The sequence below is a fragment of the Lentzea sp. NPDC051208 genome, assembly GCF_040682435.1.
Classification (GTDB): domain Bacteria; phylum Actinomycetota; class Actinomycetes; order Mycobacteriales; family Pseudonocardiaceae; genus Lentzea; species Lentzea kristufekii.
Genome location: NZ_JBFBAW010000034.1, coordinates 28362 through 46595, shown reverse-complemented (window position 1 = coordinate 46595; position 18234 = coordinate 28362). Strand labels below are relative to the sequence as shown.

Below are 18234 nucleotides of genomic sequence, written 5' to 3'. Positions count from 1 at the left end.
TCGAATGCTACGAAGGAAAATTGCGGCGGCACTGGCCGTCGTGACCGCGACATCCCTGCTCATCGCACCACAGGCGATGGCGGCACCGGCGCAGAAGATCCAGTGGCAGCAGTGTTTCGACACACCGCCACCGGGACTTCCGCCGGGCGGCGAACGGCTGGAGTGCGGCCACTTCACCGCGCCGATGGACTGGAACAACCCGCGCAACGGCAAGACGATCACCATCGCGGTCAGCCGCCTCGCGCCGAAGAGCGGCAAGGCGAAGCAGACCATCTTCACCAACCCCGGCGGGCCGGGCGGACCCGGTCTCACCCTCCCGCTGGTCTACCTCGACCGGCCCAAGCTGAGCGACAACGCCGAGATCATCGGCATCGACGTGCGCGGCACGGGGGCCAGCAGCAACGTCACCTGCGGCAGCTTCGACGCGACGGGGCTGACCGATCCGCGTGACCGCAGCCAGGCCAACCTCGACCTGGTCTACGGCGCCATGAAGCTGCACGCCGAGTTCTGCCAGGCCCGGTCGGGCGAGCTGGGCAGGTACGTCACCACCGACCAGACGGTGAAGGACCTGGACCTGCTGCGGCAGGTGCTGGGCAAGAAGAAGGTCAGCTGGCTCGGTTACTCCGGCGGCAGCTGGCTCGGCGCCTACTACGCCACGTACTTCCCCAAGACGCTGGACAAGATCGTGCTCGACTCCAACGTCGACTTCACCGCGCCGTGGCAGGACGCGTTCGACGACTGGGGCATGGGCTTCGAGCGGCGCTTCCGCGTCGACTTCCTGCCGTGGGTGGCCAAGTACGACAGCGTCTACCACCTCGGCAAGACCGCCGAAGAGGTGCGCCAGTCCTACGAACGCACCCGCGCCAAGCTCAACGAGCAGCCCGTGACGCGGCCGGAAGGCGTGTACAACGGCGTGCAGCTCGACTTCCTGTTGCGCGGCACGCTCTACGTGAAGGACACCTTCGCGCAGGGCACGCAGATCTTCGCGGAGCTCGCCGGCACCGTTCCCGCGCAGCCGCAGGCGCTGGCCACCTACCCGGACGCGCAGAACGCCACGGCCTACTCGATCCTGTGCAACGACACGAAGTTCCGCGGCGACCGGAAGTTCCTCGAACGCGAGGCCGCGGTGAACGGCGCGACGTGGCCGCTCGTCGGCTACTACCAGATCGCCGGCCCGTGCGCGTTCTGGAACCGGCCGGACGTGAACCTCAAGAAGCCCACCGGGATCGGCGTGCCGACGACGTTGATGGTGCAGTCGGTGCGCGACGCGGCGACGCCGCTCGAAGGCGCGCAGCGAGCCCATCGCAACTTCGACAACTCGGTGCTGCTGACCGTTGAAGACGAGGGTGACCACGGCATCTACGGCATGGGCAACGACTGCGTGAACGACATCGTCGAGCGCTACTTCATCGACGACGTCACACCCAGGAAGGACCTGACGTGCCAGGGAGTTCCGCTCCCCGCGCCGGGCGAGACCCAGCAGAACCCGCTCGCGAACGCACGCCGGCTCGCCACCCATCTCGGCAAGTAGAAGGGGGAAACGCATGCACCGCAGGAAGATCGCGGCGGCACTCGCCGCCGTCACGGCGACATCGCTCCTGATCGCGCCGCCGGCCCAGGCCGCCGGACTGGCCGACCAGCGGATCACGTGGCAGAAGTGCACCGACGAGCCGGGGTTCGAACGGCTGGAGTGCGGCAGCTTCACCGCGCCGATGGACTGGAACGACCCGCGCAACGGCAAGACCATCACCATCGCGGTCAGCCGCACCGTTCCGTTAAACGGCACGGCGAAGACGACGGTCTTCACCAACCCCGGCGGACCGGGCGGCGCAGGGCGCACGCTGCCGATGGTCTACCTGAACCGGCCGAAGCTCAGCGAGAACGCCGAGATCGTCGGCATCGACCCGCGCGGCACCGGCGCCAGCGACAACGTCACGTGCGGCGGCTACCAGCACCGCCTCGCCAGCGACTGGCGCGACCGCAGCAAGGCGGGCCTCGACCTGATCTACGGCGGCATGGAGCTGCAGGCGAAGTTCTGCCAGACCAAGTCCGGCGAGCTCGGCAAGTACATCACCACCGAGCAGACGGTGCGCGACCTCGACCTGCTCCGGCAGATCCTGGGCAGGAAGAAGGTCAGCTGGCTCGGCTACTCCGCCGGCAGCTGGATGGGCGCCTACTACGCGACCTACTTCCCCAAGACGCTCGACAGGATCGTGCTCGACTCCAACACCGAGTTCACCGAGTCGTGGCAGGAGGTCTTCGACAACCTCCCGGCGGGCGCCGAACTCCGGTTCCGCGTCGACTTCCTGCCGTGGGTGGCCAAGTACGACACCGTGTTCCAGCTCGGCAAGACCGCGGAGGAGGTGCGCCAGAAGTACGAGACCACGCGCGCACGGCTGGCCGAGCAGCCCTTCACGCTGCCGGACGGCACCGTCGTCACGCCGGTCCTGCTGGACGCCCTGATCTTCGGTGGTCTGTACAGCAAGGACTCGTTCGAGGGCACGGCGGAGCTGTTCGCGTACATCGCGCAGCCCGCCGCGCTGGCCAAGTCCGCGCCGAAGCAGTATCCGGACTCGCTGATGGGCACTCAGGTGTCGATCATGTGCAACGACACCCCGTTCCGCGGTGACCGGAAGTCGCTGGAGCGCGAGGGCAACAGGAGCGTCCGGAAGTACTCGCTCGTCGGCGGTTACCAGGTGACCGGCCCGTGCGCGTGGTGGGACCGCCCGGACGTGCACCTCAAGCGCCCCACCGGCAAGGGCGTGGATCACTCGCTGATGGTGCAGTCGGTGCGCGACCCCGCGACGCCACTCGCGGGCGCGCAACGAGCGCACGCCAAGTTCGCCAACTCGCGCATGCTCACCGTGCGGGACGAGGGTGACCACGGCATCTACGGGTTCGGCAACGACTGCGTCGGCGACGTGGTGGAGAGCTACCTCGTCGACGGCGTGGTACCGGCGAAGGACCTGAGCTGCCCCGGCGTGCCGCTGCCGGCACCCGGTGAGAGCACGGGCAACCCGCTCACCAAGGCGCGGGAACTGGCGGTTCAGCTCGGCTGGTGAATCTCCAGCACGGCCTGGGCGAACGTCGTGTACCAGGGGCTTTCGGTGAACCCCGGTCCGGTCTCCTCGCCCAGGTAGAGGTCGATGTGCCGCTCGCCGCCGAGCCCCGGCGTGAACTCGTCGGTGATCTCCCAGGAGGAGGACGCGAGCTTGCGGCACACCGCCGAGTCGACGTTGCCGCCCTCGGGAGTCTGTCCACACGAGACCAGCTTGATCCGTGAGCCTGTCCTGATCCCGTCGGCGGCGGCGGAGACGAAGGGCTTGAGGGGCTTGCCGAACGAGTCGCGCGGCTCGTCGTCCAGCCAGTAGCCCTTGTCGTAGGACCAGTTGAGGTACCGGCCGGAGATGGTCCGGCCGGTACCTTCGTCCTCGACCGCCTGCGCGAACGACCGCGGGAACGTGCCGAGCAGATCACTACCGTTCTCGCAGTCGATGCTCGGACAGCCCCGCACGGGCACCGCCGGTCCGCTGTGGAACGACTCGACGGCCGTGTAGTAGACGGTGACCTGCCAGCCCTCGTCGGTGGCGCCGGACTGGGACGGCGCGACCTGACCGGGAGAGCACCCGGCCAGCACCAGCACCGCCCACACCCAGCGCACCGGACCTCCTGTCACCCCGCCATCACGGTGCCGACGGACACGAACTGGTAGCCCGCGTTCTTCAGCCCCGAGACGGTCTGCTGCAGGTACCCGGTACCGAGGTACGGGTGGTAGAAGAAGCTCGCGACACCATCATCGACCACCTTGAGCTGGTTCGCCGTCTTGACCAGGTCGGACGGCAGGCGGGCCGGGTGGTTGTTGAACGGCTCGGGCTCGACGTTGCCCACCGCCTCCGGCGCCACGATCGAGCCGTAGACGTCGCGGACCAGGTACGGGAAGTACTGGCCGTAGATCTTGTCGTACTGCGGCGTGCCGGTGCCGCACGCGCCACCGGGGCAGTACCCGGCGAAGTACAGGCCGCGGTCGTAGCGCTTGCCGAAGTTCTGCTGGATGACCTGGTAGTCCACGGCTGACGCGGCGTAGTGCGGCGGCTCGAAGATGGCGGGCTTCGGGAAACCGGCCTGCGCGAGCGCGGTCGTCGCCGAGTTGATGCGGCCCTGCATCCACGCCGCCGAGTCACCGGGGACCGGGCCGTCGTAGATCACGCTGTCGTTCTCGTTGACGTGGGCCAGGTAGAACTCGAAGTCGTTGCCACTGCGGCCGTCGTACGGGTTGATCACCTTGCCGAACTGGTGCGTGTAGCCGTGCATCAGGATCGTGCCGCCGCGCTGCGTCATGTACTGCAGTGCCTTGATGACCTGCGGCTTCTGCGCCAGGTTCGCCGCCTCCGGCACGCCGTTGTTGTCGGCGCCCAGCGGGTTCTCGAAGCGCGGGTAGACCGCGATGGTGAACGGGACGTTCTGCGACTTCAGGTAGTCGGCGACCGCGCGCAGCTCGTTCGGGTCGGCGTCGGGGCCGACGTCCTCGATGCGCACCAGCGCCCGCTTGCGGTCGGCCATCGCCGGGTTCGAGACCTTGCTGATCAGGTCCGCCGCGGCCAGGTAGCGGTCGCCGTGGTCGACGTAGCTGAACGGGACCTCGCCGATGTAGGTCAGGTTCTTGGCCTTGGTCGCCCAGTTGATCGGGCCCACGGCCGAACCGGTCGCGACGGCCGGTGCCGACGCGATCGCCGGGTCGGTGATCGAGGTGATCATCAGACCGGACGGGGTCGCGAGCGGGTTGCGGCCGAGGTCGGTGTTCTCGTACCGGACGGTGGTCGCGGCACCGGTGTCGTACTGCACCCAGTTCCAGCCGTACGTGGCCTGGAAGCTCGGCGCACGGGCGGTGAGCTGCCAGATGTTGTGCGCCATCCACAGCACCGGCTTGCTGCCCGCGAGCACGTCGTCGAGGAACGCCACCGGGATCGGCTCGTCGTAGGTCGAGCCGACGTAGATCACGCCGGTGTAGCCGGACATCTCGCCGGCGGTGTACGAGCCGACGGGATGCATGACGTACGCGCTGCCGTGCGACGCGAGGTTGCCCGCCTGCACCGCGTAGGCCTCACCCAGCCACGCCCAGGGACCCGTGCTGTCGTACAGGATCAACGTCTTCTGCGACGCCTTCGCACCGGGCGCGCCGCCGCCGTTCGTCCCGGCCGCGGCGGCCTGCGTGGAGGCCAGTCCGAGCGTCCCCAGAGCGGTCGAGATGATGCCGGGCTGCGTGGTGCGCTTGGTGATGCGCGAGCTGGTCGCGGACGGCTTCGTCGTCGTCAGCGGCGGCGCGGGCAGCACGTTCTCCGCGAGCTCGCCGACGGCGTCCAGGTTGAGCGTGGGCGCGGCCTGGGCGGCGGGCGCGGGAATCATCGCGACCGCGAGCGCAACCCCGGCAGCGACCTTGAGCAGTCGGCTTCTCATGCGACATCAACCTCTCCGGACATGCGCACGGTCGCGCTGCCCGCGTAAGGAGCGAACTCGGCGGGTCGCTGCTGTTGCAGGCCCAGCAGCCAGGCCAGGGCCTGTTCGGTGCGCACGGACGCGAGACCGTCGCCGAACGGGTTGCCGTCGGCGGTCATCGCCTCGCGTGCGGAAGGGCTGTCGAGCAGGTGGAGGGTGAGCGCCGTGATGCGCTCGCGGTCGGTGCCGACGAGCACGGCACAGCCCGAGTTGACCGCCTCCATGCGTTCGGTCACGTCGCGCAGCACCAGCGCCGGGACGCCGAACGACGGCGCCTCCTCCTGGATGCCGCCCGAGTCGGACAGCACCAGCGTGCACTGCGCGAGCAGCCGGGCCATCTGTGCGTACGGCAGCGGGTCGGTGATCGTGACGCGGGCGACGCCGCCCAGCACGTCCACCACCTGCCGACGCACGTCGGGATTCGGGTGCGCGGGGAGCACGACCTCGACGTCGGGCCGTTCCCGCACGATGTCCGCGACGGCGTGCAGCACGTGGTCGAGCGGCTCGCCCCACGACTCGCGGCGGTGCGCGGTGACCAGCACGAGCCGCGACTGTCCGGCGTGGACCCGGTTCTCGATCTCCTGCAACCTGCCGTCGCCGTAGGGCGCGCGGCGGGCCGCGACGTCGAGCACGGCGTCCACCACGGTGTTGCCGATGGTCAGGACGTTGTTGCCCTGCAACGACTCCGCGGCGAGGTGCGCGGCCGAGTCCGCGGTCGGCGTGAGGTGCAGTGACGCGAGCTGCCCGACCATCTTGCGGTTCCCCTCCTCGGGGAACGGCGAGGTGAGGTCGTGCGAGCGCAGCCCGGCTTCCAGGTGCACGACGGGAATCTGCTGCCAGAACGCGGCGAGTGCGCCCGCCAGCGTCGTCGTCGTGTCGCCCTGCACGAGCACCGCGCCCGGCGCGCGTTCGGTGAAGAGCCGGTCGAGTTCCTCGATCAGCTGGCCGGTCAGCTCGGCCTGGCCGCCCGTGACGCGGTTCAGCTTGAGTCTGACGTCGGCCGTGAAGCCGAACGACTCCAGCGCCTGGTCGACCATCTCCGGGTGCTGCCCGGTATTCACGAGCACGGGCCGGAGGCGACCGCACGCGAACATAGCGGCGGCCACGGGTGCCATCTTCACTGCTTCCGGGCGCGTTCCCGCGACCAGGAAAACCTCGGGAACCTCGCCCCGGTAGAACTGCCGAGGGCCGGGCACCAGGGCACTTAGTCCCATCTTCTACCTCTTTGTACGTCCAGGCACGCGCGGCGAACGTGCGCCATCATCGCGGTGGTCGAGCACCGCTGACAATCAATTGGTACCCGTCTCGCGGAGGGTACCGCCATATCGGTGATCGACTTCCCGAACCGTGTAACGAAGGTCTATTCATCCCCGATATGGCCGGTTGACGCTCTACTCAGCTAGCCTTGGTCTTCGCCTCTAACAGCTGCTCCTGGCCCTGCAGTCTGGTATCTCGCACCGGCCCAGCGCTTCGTTACCAGGAGCCAGAATGAATCAACTTCACACCCGGTTCGCTGTTGTTGTTCCTGCAACCGATTTTGTAGACAGGTTTGTGTCATGACGGACACGACACAATTCGCGACGTTCATGCTCGTCCTGCTGGTCTTTTGGCCCTGCTACAACCTGGTGCTCGCACTCTTTGTCTGGTGGCGCCCGAAACCAGGCGGACCGGAAGTTCCGTCGCGGCATCCGTTGCAGTACTGGATCATCATTCCGGCGTTGAACGAGGAACGTGTCGTAGCAAACACCGTGCGTGCCGCACTCGCTTTGGACGGAGCGCGCACACCGGTTCAGGTCGTCGTCGTCGACGACGGCTCGGACGACGGCACCCCGCAGGTGCTCGCCGAGATCGACGACCACCGGCTGCACGTGCTCAGACGCACCCTGCCGGAAGCCCGGAAGGGCAAGGGCGAAGCGCTGAACCACGCCTTCGGCTACATCCGCGCCATCGCGGAGGAGGCCGGCACGGTCCACCGCACGATCGTCGGCGTGATCGACGGCGACGGCCGTGGTGAACCCGGCATGCTGTCCGAGATCTCCGCGTACTTCGCGCAACGCGCCGTCGGCGCCGTGCAGTGCCGGGTCCGGATCCACAACCGCACCAACCTCTTGGCGTTCCTGCAGGACCTGGAGTTCAGCTGCGTCGTGGACGCCTCGCAGTCGTTGCGCGACGCCGTCGGCACGGTCGGGCTCGGCGGCAACGGCCAGTTCGTGCGCCTCAGGACGTTGATGGACCTGGGCGAGGCGCCGTGGTCGGCGTGTCTGGTGGAGGATCTGGAACTGGGTCTGCGCGTGCACCTGACCGGTCAGCGCATCCGGTACGCCACGCACGCGACGATCACCCAGCAGGGCCTGGTCGACGTGCAACGGCTGCTGCGGCAGCGCACCCGGTGGGGGCAGGGCAACCTGCAATGCCTCGGGTACGTGCCGAAGCTGATCAGGGCCAAGCACGTGGGTTCCGTCGCGCTGATGGAGTTCCTGCAGTACTTGCTGACACCGTGGCTGGTCGCGCCGATGACGTTGCTCGTCACGGCGTTGGTGGGCGTCAACTTCTACGCGCAGTCCACCGGGCTGGAGATCGCCGGGTACACCGCGAGCGGCTCGAACACCCTGCTGGCGCTGGGGATCTGGCTGGTGGCCCTGCTGCTGCCCGGTCTGATCTGGGGCCTGGTGCACCGGCTCAGGCACGGCGACGAACCGTTGTGGAGATGCCTGCTCGTCAGCCTGGCCTATCCGCTGTTCCTGATCCTGGGCGCGGTGTCGACGTTGCGCGCGCTGTACCGGCACTTCGCCGGGCGCAACACGTGGGCGAAGACGGAACGCCTGGCGGAGAAGGAAAATCCCGCGGTGGCGATGAACCCGCTGCCGAAGATCGCTTAGAAAGTGCCGGGGTGCGCGCGTCTGCGCCTGGCCGCGTAGACGCCCGCCTCGGTGCGGCGGTCGAAGCCGAGCTTGTGCAGCAGTGACGACACGTAGTTCTTGACGGTCTTCTCGGCGAGGAACAGCCGGTTCGCGATCTGCCGGTTCGTCATGCCCTCGGCGATGAGGTCGAGGATGCGGCGTTCTTGGGGACTCAGCGCGGCATAGCGCGGATCCTCCTCGGGCCCGCCGCGGAGTCGTTGCAGGACGGTGGCCGTGACGCCGGCGTGCAGGAGCGATCCGCCCGCGGCGAGGGTGCGGACGGCGGCCACGAGATCGTTGCCGGACACCTCTTTCAGCATGTAGCCGGACGCACCGGCCATGATCGCGCCGAACAGCGCCTCGTCGTCCGAATAGGACGTGAGCATCAGGCACGCGGGCGGCGGCTGCACCAGGCTCCTGATCTCCCGGCACACCGTGACGCCGTCACCGTCGGGCAACCGCACGTCGATGATCGCGACATCCGGTCTGAGCCGGGTCGCCTGCGCGACCGCGGCCGTGGCGCTGTCCGCCTGGCCGACGACGTTGACGTCCTCCGCCTGCGCCAGCAACTGCACGAGCCCGCGCCGCACGATCTCGTGGTCGTCCACGAGCAGTACCGCTATCGTCATCTCGCCTCCTGCAGCACCAGTGGAACGAACCAGGTGATGCTCACTCCCGCACCGGGGATCGAGTCGACCGCGCAGGCGCCGTGGTGACGTCGCGCCCGAGCCGCCATGTTCGCCAGTCCGCCGGCGTGGTGAGGCACACCGCCGGAATCGTCAGCCAACGGCAAGCCCTGGCCGTCGTCCTTGACCATGAGCTCAAGACTCGTCACGGTGCGATCCACGCTCACGGCAACAGCGACATGCTTTGCTCTCGCGTGGCGCACTACATTCGTTAGCGCCTCCCGAAGAGTGGCGAGCAGATCGGGCCGAACCTGGTCCGGCACGACGCTGTCCAGCGGCCCCTCGAGCGACACGTCCGGCTCGAAGCCGAGAAGGCTCGCGGACTCGTGCACCGCGTTGAGCAACTGGCCGCGCAGGCTCGTGCCCCCGGACGGCGGTTCCTGCAGGGAAAATATGGTGCGGCGGATCTCGCGGATCGTGTGGTCGACCTCCTCCACGAACCCGCTGATCCGCTCGACGAGCTGGGGTTTGTCGTTCATGCCGGTCAGCCCCTGCAGCCCGAGCCCGAGCCCGAACAGCCGCTGGATGACCAGGTCGTGCAGATCCCGCGCGATGCGGTCGCGGTCCTCGAGCACCGCGAGCCGCTCGGTGTCGCCTCTCGCCCGCGTGAACTCCAGCACCAGCGCGGCCTGAGCGGCGAAGGCCTCGATCAGGTCGGGGTCGTCGAAGCTGGGCTCGCCCGGCGGCCTCGCGACGATGAGGACGCCGATCGTCCGTTCCCCCACCGTGAGCGGCACGAACGCGGACGCCCCCGGCACCGCGGCCAGCCTGCCCTCGTCGTGGCACTCGCCGTGGCCCGACTCGTAGACCCGGTAGGTGGCGGTGCCCTCCTTCGGCACCCGCATGCCCTCGGCGTCGTACGCGCCGCCGTCGGTCACCTCGATGACGAGCTCACCGTTCTGATCGGGCAGCACCACTGCCGCGAAGTCGGCGTTCGCCGTCTTACGCGCGGTCTTCGCCACGAGGTAGAGCGCCTCACGGCCGTCCGTGCCCATCAGCATGTCGGTGGTCACCTCGGCGGCGGCCCTGAGCCACACCTCACGCTTGCGCGCCTGTTCGTAGCGGTCCAGGTGGCCGACGGCGCTGCCCGCCGCCGTGGACAACGCGGCGAGGATGTCGCGGTCCTGGGCGGTGAACTCCGGCTTGCCCGAGAGGAAGAGGTTGCCGAACGTCTCGTCGTGGACCTTGATCGGCGCACCCAGGAAGTCCGCTACGCCGATCGAGCGCGGATCACCGGACGTGATCTGGACCTGGCCGTCGTGGTGGGCGCCGAACTCGGTGAGCTCCTTGTGGCCGTTGATCACCGCCAGCGCGCCGTAAGGGGCCTCGATCAGCTCGCAGGCGGACTCGACCACGTGGCGAAGCAGCTCAGGCAGGGTGTCGTCCTCGGCGAACGACAGCACGACGTCCAGCACCCGCTGTTCCGTGCTCACCTTGACGCCCACGGCTTCACCCCTTTGGGGGGATAGAAGTGACCACCGCATGAACGACCGAGGGTAACTCCCCAGCGTAGTCAAGGGGGAGACCATCACTGCAAACAGTGAACTTTGGGGCTACTGAGCGTAGAGAGACGTCTTGTTTGGTACAGGCGGTCACCTTGCGGGGCGTTCTGGGGGCAACACAGAGCCGGCGCCAGCCGCAGGGGTCGCTCAGTGCAGGCCGACGGTGAAGCCCTCGTCGATCACTCCGCGGTAGATCTGCGGAGCGAACGCCCGCAGCCCGTGGTCGATCGGCCCGATGAACCCGGCCGAGTCCCCGAGCGGCAGCCGGTACCCGTTCTGCACCCGGTGGAACTCCCACAGGGGCTCCATCGTCGGGTGCGCGGGCCGGAACTGCCGCGGGTCGCGCGGGTGCAGGTCGACGCGCACCAGCGTTCGGGGCACCAGGGCGTCTGCCAGCTGAACTGCGCGTTCCTGCGTGCGGGAGATCGAGATCGCGCCCAGCTCCTGCCACGCCACCGCCCACGGCATGCCCTGCGGGTCGTCCAGGCGGATGCCCTGCTGCTCGATGACGAGCTTGCGGGGGCGGGAGATGGTCTTCCACTTGACGACGGCCATGACGCCGATGCCGGTGAACGCGACGCCGATGACGGCCGCGATGCTGCCGCCCACCGGTTCGCCGTCCATGAAGGCGGTGACGGCACCCACCAGGGCGAGGATGCCCAGGATTCCGGCGACCGAGCCGCCGATCAGCACCTTGCGGGTGTCGCTCTTGCCGAGGTCGACGATGACAGGTGGAGGTGCTCCCCAAGCGGTCATGGCCGCAGGTTACCGCTGATCAACAGGTCCGCCGCGGCGAACGGGTCGAGTTCGCCGGAGACCACGCGCTTCGCCAGCTGGTCCACCGGGCCGAAGCGGGTGCGGACGCGGTCGACGGCGATCGCCTCGATCTCGGCGCCTGCCCTGCGGAGGCGGCGTTCCAGGAGTTCGCCGTGCGAGGCCATCCACGACTGGTGCCCGGCGATCGCCTCGACCACGCGGTCGAGGCCCTCCATGCGGGCGGCCACCGTCTTGACCACGGGCGGGCGCCAGACCGGGCCGGAGCGGTCGCGGCGGCCCAGGGAGATCATGTACTTGAGGTCGCGCGCGGTCTGGTCAGCACCGTCGCGGTCGGCCTTGTTGACCACGAAGACGTCGGCGATCTCCAGGATGCCGGCCTTCGCGGCCTGGATGCCGTCGCCCATGCCCGGTGCCAGCAGGACGATGGTCGTGTCGGCGAGGGCGACGATCTCCACCTCGGACTGACCGACGCCGACCGTCTCCACGAGGATCACGTCGAAACCGGCGGCGTCGAGCACGCGCAACGCCTGCGGGGTGGCCCAGGAGAGGCCGCCGAGGTGGCCTCGGGTGGCCATCGAGCGGATGAAGACGCCGGGATCGGTGGCGTGGTCGCCCATGCGCACGCGGTCGCCCAGCAGGGCACCGCCGGAGAACGGGCTGGACGGGTCGACGGCGATCACGGCGACACGCTTGCCCTCGGCGCGGAAGGCGCGCACGAGGGCGTTGGTCGAGGTCGACTTGCCGACGCCGGGAGCGCCGGTCAGGCCGATGACCTGGGCGTTGCCGGTGTGCGGGGCGAGCGCCGCGGCCACCTCCGGAAGGGCCGAGCTCGCCTGTTCCACCAGCGAGATCAACCTGGCGACCGCGCGCGGTTCGCCGTCACGCGCGCGGTCGACCAGTCCTGCTACGTCAACAGCTGTGGCCACAGCCGGGACACTAGGCCTTGGCGGGCACGCGGATGATCAGAGCGTCGCCCTGACCACCACCACCGCACAGCGCCGCGGCACCCACGCCGCCGCCTCGGCGCTGCAGCTCGAGCGCGAGGTGCAGGGCGATGCGGGCACCGGACATGCCGATCGGGTGGCCCAGCGCGATGGCGCCGCCGTTGACGTTGACCTTGTCCTCGGAGATTCCGAGCTCACGGGACGAGACGATGCCGACCGCCGCGAACGCCTCGTTGATCTCGATCAGGTCGAGGTCGGCGGGGTCGATGCCCTCCTTGGCGCACGCGGCCTTGATGGCGTTGGACGGCTGCTCGTGCAGCGAGGCGTCGGGACCCGCGACGACGCCGTGGGCGCCGATCTCCGCGATCCACTCCAGACCCAGTTCCTCGGCCTTGGCCTTGCTCATCACGACCACGGCGGCCGCGCCGTCGGAGATCTGCGACGCCGAGCCCGCGGTGATGGTGCCGTCCGCGGCGAACGCCGGGCGCAGCTTGCCGAGCGAGTCGGCGGTCGTGTCCGCGCGGACGCCCTCGTCCGTGCTGAACAGGATCGGGTCGCCCTTGCGCTGCGGGATCGCGACCGGCGCGATCTCGGCCTCGAACACGCCGTTCTCCGCGGCCTTGGCGGCGAGCTGGTGCGACCGCGCGGAGAACGCGTCCTGCTCCTCGCGGGTGACGCCGTAGCGGCCGTTGTACTTCTCGGTCGAGACGCCCATCGCGACCTGGTCGAACGCGCAGAACAGGCCGTCGTGCGCCATGTGGTCGACCATCGTCACGTCGCCGTACTTGAACCCGCCGCGCGACTTCGGCAGCAGGTGCGGCGCCTGGGTCATCGACTCCTGGCCGCCGGCCACGACGACGTCGAACTCGCCGGCGCGGATCAGCTGGTCGGCCAGCGCGATCGCGTCGATGCCGGACAGGCACACCTTGTTGATGGTCAGCGCGGGCACGCTCATCGGGATGCCCGCGGCGACCGCGGCCTGGCGGGCGGGAATCTGGCCCGCTCCGGCGGTGAGCACCTGACCCATGATCACGTACTGCACCTGCTCGGGGGCCACGCCGGCGCGTTCCAGTGCCGCCTTGATCGCGACGCCACCCAGCTGGGCACCCGAGAAGTCCTTGAGCGACCCCAGCAGTCGGCCCATCGGGGTACGCGCCCCGGCGACGATCACGGAACCGGACACAACTGCCTCCATTGGAAGAGCGAACGGTCGTTAACTAGGCACCATACCTGGGGCTACTGCTCAGTAATCGTGTGAGACCCCGCACAGGAGCACCTGCACCGATCAGGTAGATACCCTTGCCCGCTATGAACGCAGACCTCGCTCGATTCGTGACCGCGATCGACCACGTGGGCATCGCCGTGCCCGACCTCGACGCCGCCATCGCGTTCTACCGCGACAACTTCGGCCTGGAAGTCGCTCACGAAGAGGTGAACGAGGAGCAGGGCGTGCGCGAGGCGATGCTGCACGCGCCCGGCGACCACGCGGGCACCGCGATCCAGCTGCTGGCGCCGTTGAACGAGGACTCGACGATCGCGAAGTTCATCGGCCGCTCCGGCCCCGGCCTGCAGCAGCTCGCCTACCGGGTGTCCGATGTGGACGTCGCGGCCGACGCGCTGCGGGCGAAGGGCCTGCGCCTGCTCTACGACGCGGCCAAGCGCGGCACGTCCGACAGCCGGGTCAACTTCGTGCACCCGAAGGACGCGGGCGGCGTGCTCATCGAGCTGGTCGAGCCTGCAAAGCACTAGCGACGAAAGCCAGTTCGCGGTCGATCGGGTCCTCCTCGTCGCTGTGCCTCGCCACCGAATGCCGGTAGCTGACGGCCAGCGCGAGGAGCGCCGCGGCGGCCTCGACGTCCTTGATCGCGACGGCGGCGCCGCCCGCGGCCAGGATGACCTGCTTGATCTGCGCCGCAACGTTGTCGTAGCGCTCCCGCATCGCGTCGCGCACGGCTGAATGCGTATCCGCTTCACGCCACAACAGGTGTGACAGCAGCGGCGAGGCGTTCAGGCGCGCGTCGAGCGCGGCCACGAGCCTTCTGAGCGACTCCGCGACGTCTCCCGCGACGACGACCCTGCGGTGGTCGACCGTGCTGTCCGGCAACCGCGCGACCAGCGCGGCGAGCAGGTCCTTCTTGCGGTTGAAGTAGTAGTGCACCAGGCCCTTGGGCACGCCGGCGCGTTCAGCGATCCGCGAGGTCGGGGTGGCGTCGAAGCCTCCGTCGGCGAACAGCTCCTCAGCCGCGGCCAGGATGCGTTCCTTGGCCGAGTCCTCCACGCGTTCCTCCATGGGTGTGTGGGCCCAAGAACCTCCTGGGCCCACAGGTTTTCCGGCTGATCAGTGCGGCTGGGCCGCGGCCGAGTGCGCGGCGTTCGCGGAGGGCATCGCCAGCGCCCCCGCGGCCACGGTGAGCACGCCACCGACCCAGGAGACCCACGAGGCCGCCATCAGGCCGGTGTAGCCCATCACCCACGGAGAGATGAACAGCAGTGCTCCGAGCACCATCTGCACGTACTCCCCGTAGATCATCGCGGGCCTGGCGAGGTCGACGAGTCCGTCGATCGCGATGAGCGCGCCGAGCACGATCATCGTCCACATGGCCGCGTTCGAGGTGTCCACGACGAGCGGAGACAGCAGCACCAGAACGCCGATCGCCACCTCGGCCCAGTCCTGCCACCTGGTCCACGCCTTGGTCATCTCCACCACCTCCTCCTTCTCCGATCACCGTCGATGCTCCTCTTTGGTTGGCCGCCCGGTCAACACTTCTGAGTGGAATCCCTCACAGGCGTGCATCTGAATCGGTTACTGCTGAGTAACCTCCGGCAACCTGCGACTATCCCTCACTCGGGAAGGAATGCCGCCGTGCAGAAGATCCTTGACGCGATCCTGGCCGACGAGCTGGACGCGATCGGCTCCTTGGACGTTCCGGAGAGCTATCGGGGCGTGACAGTGCACGCGGACGAGGCCGACATGTTCTCGGGCCTCGAGACGCGGGACAAAGACCCGCGCAAGTCGCTGCACGTCGACGAGGTCGCCACGCCGGAGCTCGGTCCGGGTGAGGCGCTGGTCGCCGTCATGGCGTCCGCGATCAACTACAACACCGTGTGGACCTCGATCTTCGAGCCGGTGTCCACGTTCGGCTTCCTCAAGAAGCTGGGCGGCCGTCACAACCTGCCGTACCACGTCGTGGGGTCGGACCTGGCCGGCGTCGTCGTGCGCACCGGTCCCGGCGTCACCGCGTGGAAGCCGGGCGACCGCGTCGTGGCGCACTGCCTGGACGTGCCGCTGGAGGCGCCGGACGGCCACAACGACACGATGCTCGACCCGCAGCAGCGGATCTGGGGCTTCGAGACGAACTTCGGTGGTCTCGCGGACCTCGCGCTGGTGAAGTCGAACCAGCTGATGCCGATGCCGAAGCACCTCACGTGGGAAGAGGCCGCGTCGCCGGGCCTGGTGAACTCCACCGCGTACCGGCAGCTCGTGTCGACCAACGGCGCGAACATGAAGCAGGGCGACACCGTGCTGATCTGGGGCGCCTCGGGCGGCCTCGGTTCGTACGCCACGCAGTTCGCGCTGAACGGTGGCGCCACGCCCATCTGCGTCGTCTCCTCGCCGGAGAAGGCGGAGATCGTCCGCTCCATGGGTGCCGAACTGATCATCGATCGTTCCGCCGAGGGCTACAAGTTCTGGAAGAACGAGCACGAGCAGGACCCGCGCGAGTGGAAGCGGTTCGGCGCGCGCATCCGTGAGCTGACGGGCGGCGAGGACCCGGACATCGTGTTCGAGCACCCCGGCCGCGAGACGTTCGGCGCGTCGGTGTTCGTGGCGCGCAAGGGCGGCAAGATCGTGACGTGCGCCTCGACCTCCGGGTACATGCACCAGTACGACAACCGCTACCTGTGGATGAACCTGAAGAGCATCATCTCCTCGCACTTCGCGAACTACCGCGAGGCGTGGGAGGCGAACCGGTTGATCGCAAAGGGAAAGATCCACCCGACGGTGTCCAAGGTGTACTCAATGGACGAAACGGGCCAGGCCGCGCACGACGTGCACCGCAACGTGCACCAGGGCAAGGTCGGCGTGCTCTGCCTTGCGCCGGAAGAAGGTCTTGGTGTGCTGGATCACGAACTGCGCGCGAAGCACCTCACAGCTATCAATCGATTCCGGGGTGTATGACCTTCCGGGGTTACCCGAACGGGTAGCGTGAGGGGCATGGGCCTCGCCGACGACCGTGACCTCGTCCCACTGGGATCCGGCTTCGACATCGTCAAGCGCGGTTACGACCGCGCTCAGGTCGAGGATCATCTCGAACGCCTCGACTCGGACCTGCGGCTGCTCGCCGCGGACCGCGATGCCGCCGTGTCCCAGACGTCCGACCTGGCGCGCCAGCTGGAAGCCGCACGCTCGGAGATCTCCGAGATGCGCAACCAGGTAGAGCGCCTGTCACTGCCGCCGACGACGCTGGAGGGGCTCTCCGAGCGCCTCCAGCGCATGCTGCGGCTGGCCCAGGACGAGGCCAACGAGATCAAGGCCCGTGCCGAAGCAGAGGGCGGGCACATCCGCGCCAAGGCGGAAGCCGACGCGGGTGTGCTGCGCCAGCGCTACGAGACGCTGATCGCCGAACTCGACGAGCGCCGCGCGGCCATGGAGGCCGAGCACAAGGGCGTGCTGGAGACGGCGCGCAACGAGGCCGAGAAGATCGTCTCCGAGGCCGAGAGCGCCGCCCGCAAGATCGCCGACGAGTCCGAGCAGCGCCGCGTGACCGTCGAAGAGGACTTCGAGATCGCGATGGCCGCCCGCCGCTCCGAGGCGATGGCGACGCTGGCCGCCCAGGAAGCCGCCTCCAAGAACGAGGCCGACCGCCGCATGCGCGAGGCCGCCGAGGAAGCCGCCCGAGTCCGCGCCGCGATCGCCCAGGAGCAGACCACCTCGAAGGCCGACGCGGAACGCCGAGTCCGCGAGGCCACCGAAGAGGCGAACCGCCGCCGCCACGACGCGATCACCGAGGCCACCGCGCGCATCCAGGAAGCGACCGACGAGTCGAACCGCCGCGTGCGCGAGGCCACCGAGGAAGCCAACCGCCGCACCACCGCCGCCACGCAGCGCGTCGAACAGCTCCGCAACCTCCGCAACCGCCTGTCGCACCAGCTCCACAACGTGCGGACGGCGCTGCAGGAGGTCGTGCCGCTGCTCGACCCGGTGGACGAGGAGAAGCCGGCGGCACCCGCCGCCGCGCCGCAGGGGCCGGGCACTCCGGCCCAGGCTCCGAGTGGTCAGGCGAAGACCGCTCCCGCGCAGGGTTCGGGTGGCCAGGCACAGGCTGCTCCGGCGCAGGGTCCGAGTGCTCCGGCCCAGGGGTCGGGTGGCCAGGCACAGGCTGCTCCGGCGCAGGGTCCGGGTGCTCCGGCCCGGGCCAAGCCAGCTCAGGCGCCGGCTCCTGCGAAGCAGCCGTCTCCGGTTCAGCAGGCCACGCCCGCCGCGCCGAGCAAGCCGGTACCGGCTCCGAAGGCACCGGCTCCCCAGGGGCAGGCATCTCAGGTCGACGGCCCCACGGCACAGCTCGCGCGTCCGCAGACCGCCAAGAAGTCCTGACCCCAAAAGCTCACATGACGGCAGGCAGCCCAAGTCTCCTGCCGTCCGAGCGCACGCAGGTGGCAGGAAGCCCAAGACTCCTGCCGCCCAAGCTCACGCGGGCACAGGCAGCTAGGAATTCCTGACGCGGCAAGCTCACGCCGCGGTAGGCAGCCCGAGTCTCCTGCCGTCCAAGCTCACGCCGCCGCAGGCAGCCCGAGACCCCTGCCTTCGCAACCTCACGTGGCCGCAGGCAGTCGAAGGCTCCCGCCAAGCTCACGCGGGCAGCCGAAGGCCCCTGCCCTCCAAGCTCACGTGGCCGCAGGCACCCCAGAGTCCCTGCCCGTCGCAAGCTCACCC

16 protein-coding genes are annotated in these 18234 nt (G+C 68.9%); 6 read left to right on the top strand and 10 right to left on the bottom strand.

Translation table 11 applies throughout. The features are described 5' to 3' along the window. Window positions 1-40 precede the first annotated feature (40 nt). On the top strand, window positions 41-1531 hold the full coding sequence (locus AB0M48_RS43695) for an alpha/beta hydrolase (protein WP_363854684.1): 1491 nt from the start codon (window positions 41-43) through the stop codon (window positions 1529-1531). A 13-nt stretch (window positions 1532-1544) separates the two neighbouring features. Then, window positions 1545-3062, top strand: coding sequence for an alpha/beta hydrolase (locus AB0M48_RS43690; protein WP_363854681.1), 1518 nt, complete (start codon window positions 1545-1547; stop codon window positions 3060-3062). Here the strand turns inward: AB0M48_RS43690 and AB0M48_RS43685 are convergent. The 3 genes from AB0M48_RS43685 to wecB are packed head-to-tail and all read right to left on the bottom strand — an operon-like array spanning window position 3047 to window position 6707. Then, window positions 3047-3661 carry a hypothetical protein gene (locus AB0M48_RS43685; protein ID WP_363854678.1) on the bottom strand — a complete coding sequence of 205 codons (615 nt, stop codon included), beginning with the start codon at window positions 3659-3661 and terminating at the stop codon, window positions 3047-3049. The genes AB0M48_RS43690 and AB0M48_RS43685 overlap by 16 nt on opposite strands. An 11-nt stretch (window positions 3662-3672) precedes the next feature. Then, the gene (locus AB0M48_RS43680) at window positions 3673-5454 is read right to left on the bottom strand and encodes a polysaccharide deacetylase family protein (protein ID WP_363854675.1); all 1782 of its coding nucleotides are present in this window, start codon (window positions 5452-5454) and stop codon (window positions 3673-3675) included. Further along, complete coding sequence (gene wecB / locus AB0M48_RS43675; protein ID WP_363854672.1) at window positions 5451-6707, bottom strand: UDP-N-acetylglucosamine 2-epimerase (non-hydrolyzing); 1257 nt, start codon at window positions 6705-6707, stop codon at window positions 5451-5453. Before wecB ends, AB0M48_RS43680 begins: the two co-directional genes overlap by 4 nt. Window positions 6708-7049: 342 nt before the next feature. Between wecB and AB0M48_RS43670 the strand changes: the two genes are divergently transcribed. Continuing rightward, entirely contained in the window at window positions 7050-8372 is a 1323-nt protein-coding gene (locus tag AB0M48_RS43670; RefSeq protein ID WP_363854669.1) for a glycosyltransferase family 2 protein, read from the top strand. Here the strand turns inward: AB0M48_RS43670 and AB0M48_RS43665 are convergent. The 5 genes from AB0M48_RS43665 to AB0M48_RS43645 all read right to left on the bottom strand — a co-directional run bounded on the left by AB0M48_RS43665 (window position 8369) and on the right by AB0M48_RS43645 (window position 13485). Beyond that, window positions 8369-9022, bottom strand: coding sequence for a response regulator transcription factor (locus AB0M48_RS43665; RefSeq protein ID WP_363854666.1), 654 nt, complete (start codon window positions 9020-9022; stop codon window positions 8369-8371). The genes AB0M48_RS43670 and AB0M48_RS43665 overlap by 4 nt on opposite strands. Further along, entirely contained in the window at window positions 9019-10524 is a 1506-nt protein-coding gene (locus tag AB0M48_RS43660) for a GAF domain-containing protein (RefSeq protein WP_363854663.1), read from the bottom strand. Before AB0M48_RS43660 ends, AB0M48_RS43665 begins: the two co-directional genes overlap by 4 nt. 204 nt (window positions 10525-10728) lie before the next feature. Then, complete coding sequence (locus tag AB0M48_RS43655; protein ID WP_363854660.1) at window positions 10729-11337, bottom strand: hypothetical protein; 609 nt, start codon at window positions 11335-11337, stop codon at window positions 10729-10731. Continuing rightward, window positions 11334-12284 (bottom strand): methylmalonyl Co-A mutase-associated GTPase MeaB, encoded by a 951-nt coding sequence (gene meaB, locus AB0M48_RS43650; protein ID WP_363854658.1) that lies wholly within the window; start codon window positions 12282-12284, stop codon window positions 11334-11336. The genes AB0M48_RS43655 and meaB overlap by 4 nt, the downstream gene beginning before the upstream one ends. A gap of 10 nt (window positions 12285-12294) precedes the next feature. Beyond that, the gene (locus tag AB0M48_RS43645) at window positions 12295-13485 is read right to left on the bottom strand and encodes an acetyl-CoA C-acetyltransferase (RefSeq protein WP_363854733.1); all 1191 of its coding nucleotides are present in this window, start codon (window positions 13483-13485) and stop codon (window positions 12295-12297) included. Between the two features lie 125 nt (window positions 13486-13610). Here AB0M48_RS43645 and mce point away from each other — a divergent pair, with 125 nt between their 5' ends. Then, window positions 13611-14051, top strand: coding sequence for a methylmalonyl-CoA epimerase (mce, locus tag AB0M48_RS43640; protein ID WP_363854655.1), 441 nt, complete (start codon window positions 13611-13613; stop codon window positions 14049-14051). Here mce and AB0M48_RS43635 read toward each other — a convergent pair. Together AB0M48_RS43635 and AB0M48_RS43630 are read right to left on the bottom strand one after the other, a co-directional pair. Beyond that, window positions 14020-14592, bottom strand: coding sequence for a helix-turn-helix domain-containing protein (locus tag AB0M48_RS43635; RefSeq protein ID WP_363854652.1), 573 nt, complete (start codon window positions 14590-14592; stop codon window positions 14020-14022). The two genes, mce and AB0M48_RS43635, sit on opposite strands and share 32 nt — an antisense overlap. A 48-nt stretch (window positions 14593-14640) precedes the next feature. Then, on the bottom strand, window positions 14641-15000 hold the full coding sequence (locus AB0M48_RS43630) for an SPW repeat protein (RefSeq protein WP_363854730.1): 360 nt from the start codon (window positions 14998-15000) through the stop codon (window positions 14641-14643). Window positions 15001-15165: 165 nt separating this feature from the next. Here AB0M48_RS43630 and ccrA point away from each other — a divergent pair, with 165 nt between their 5' ends. Together ccrA and AB0M48_RS43620 are read left to right on the top strand one after the other, a co-directional pair. Continuing rightward, window positions 15166-16479 (top strand): crotonyl-CoA carboxylase/reductase, encoded by a 1314-nt coding sequence (ccrA, locus tag AB0M48_RS43625; protein ID WP_266038074.1) that lies wholly within the window; start codon window positions 15166-15168, stop codon window positions 16477-16479. 36 nt (window positions 16480-16515) lie between these two features. After that, entirely contained in the window at window positions 16516-17895 is a 1380-nt protein-coding gene (locus AB0M48_RS43620; protein WP_363854647.1) for a chromosome segregation protein, read from the top strand. Window positions 17896-18234: the final 339 nt, after the last annotated feature.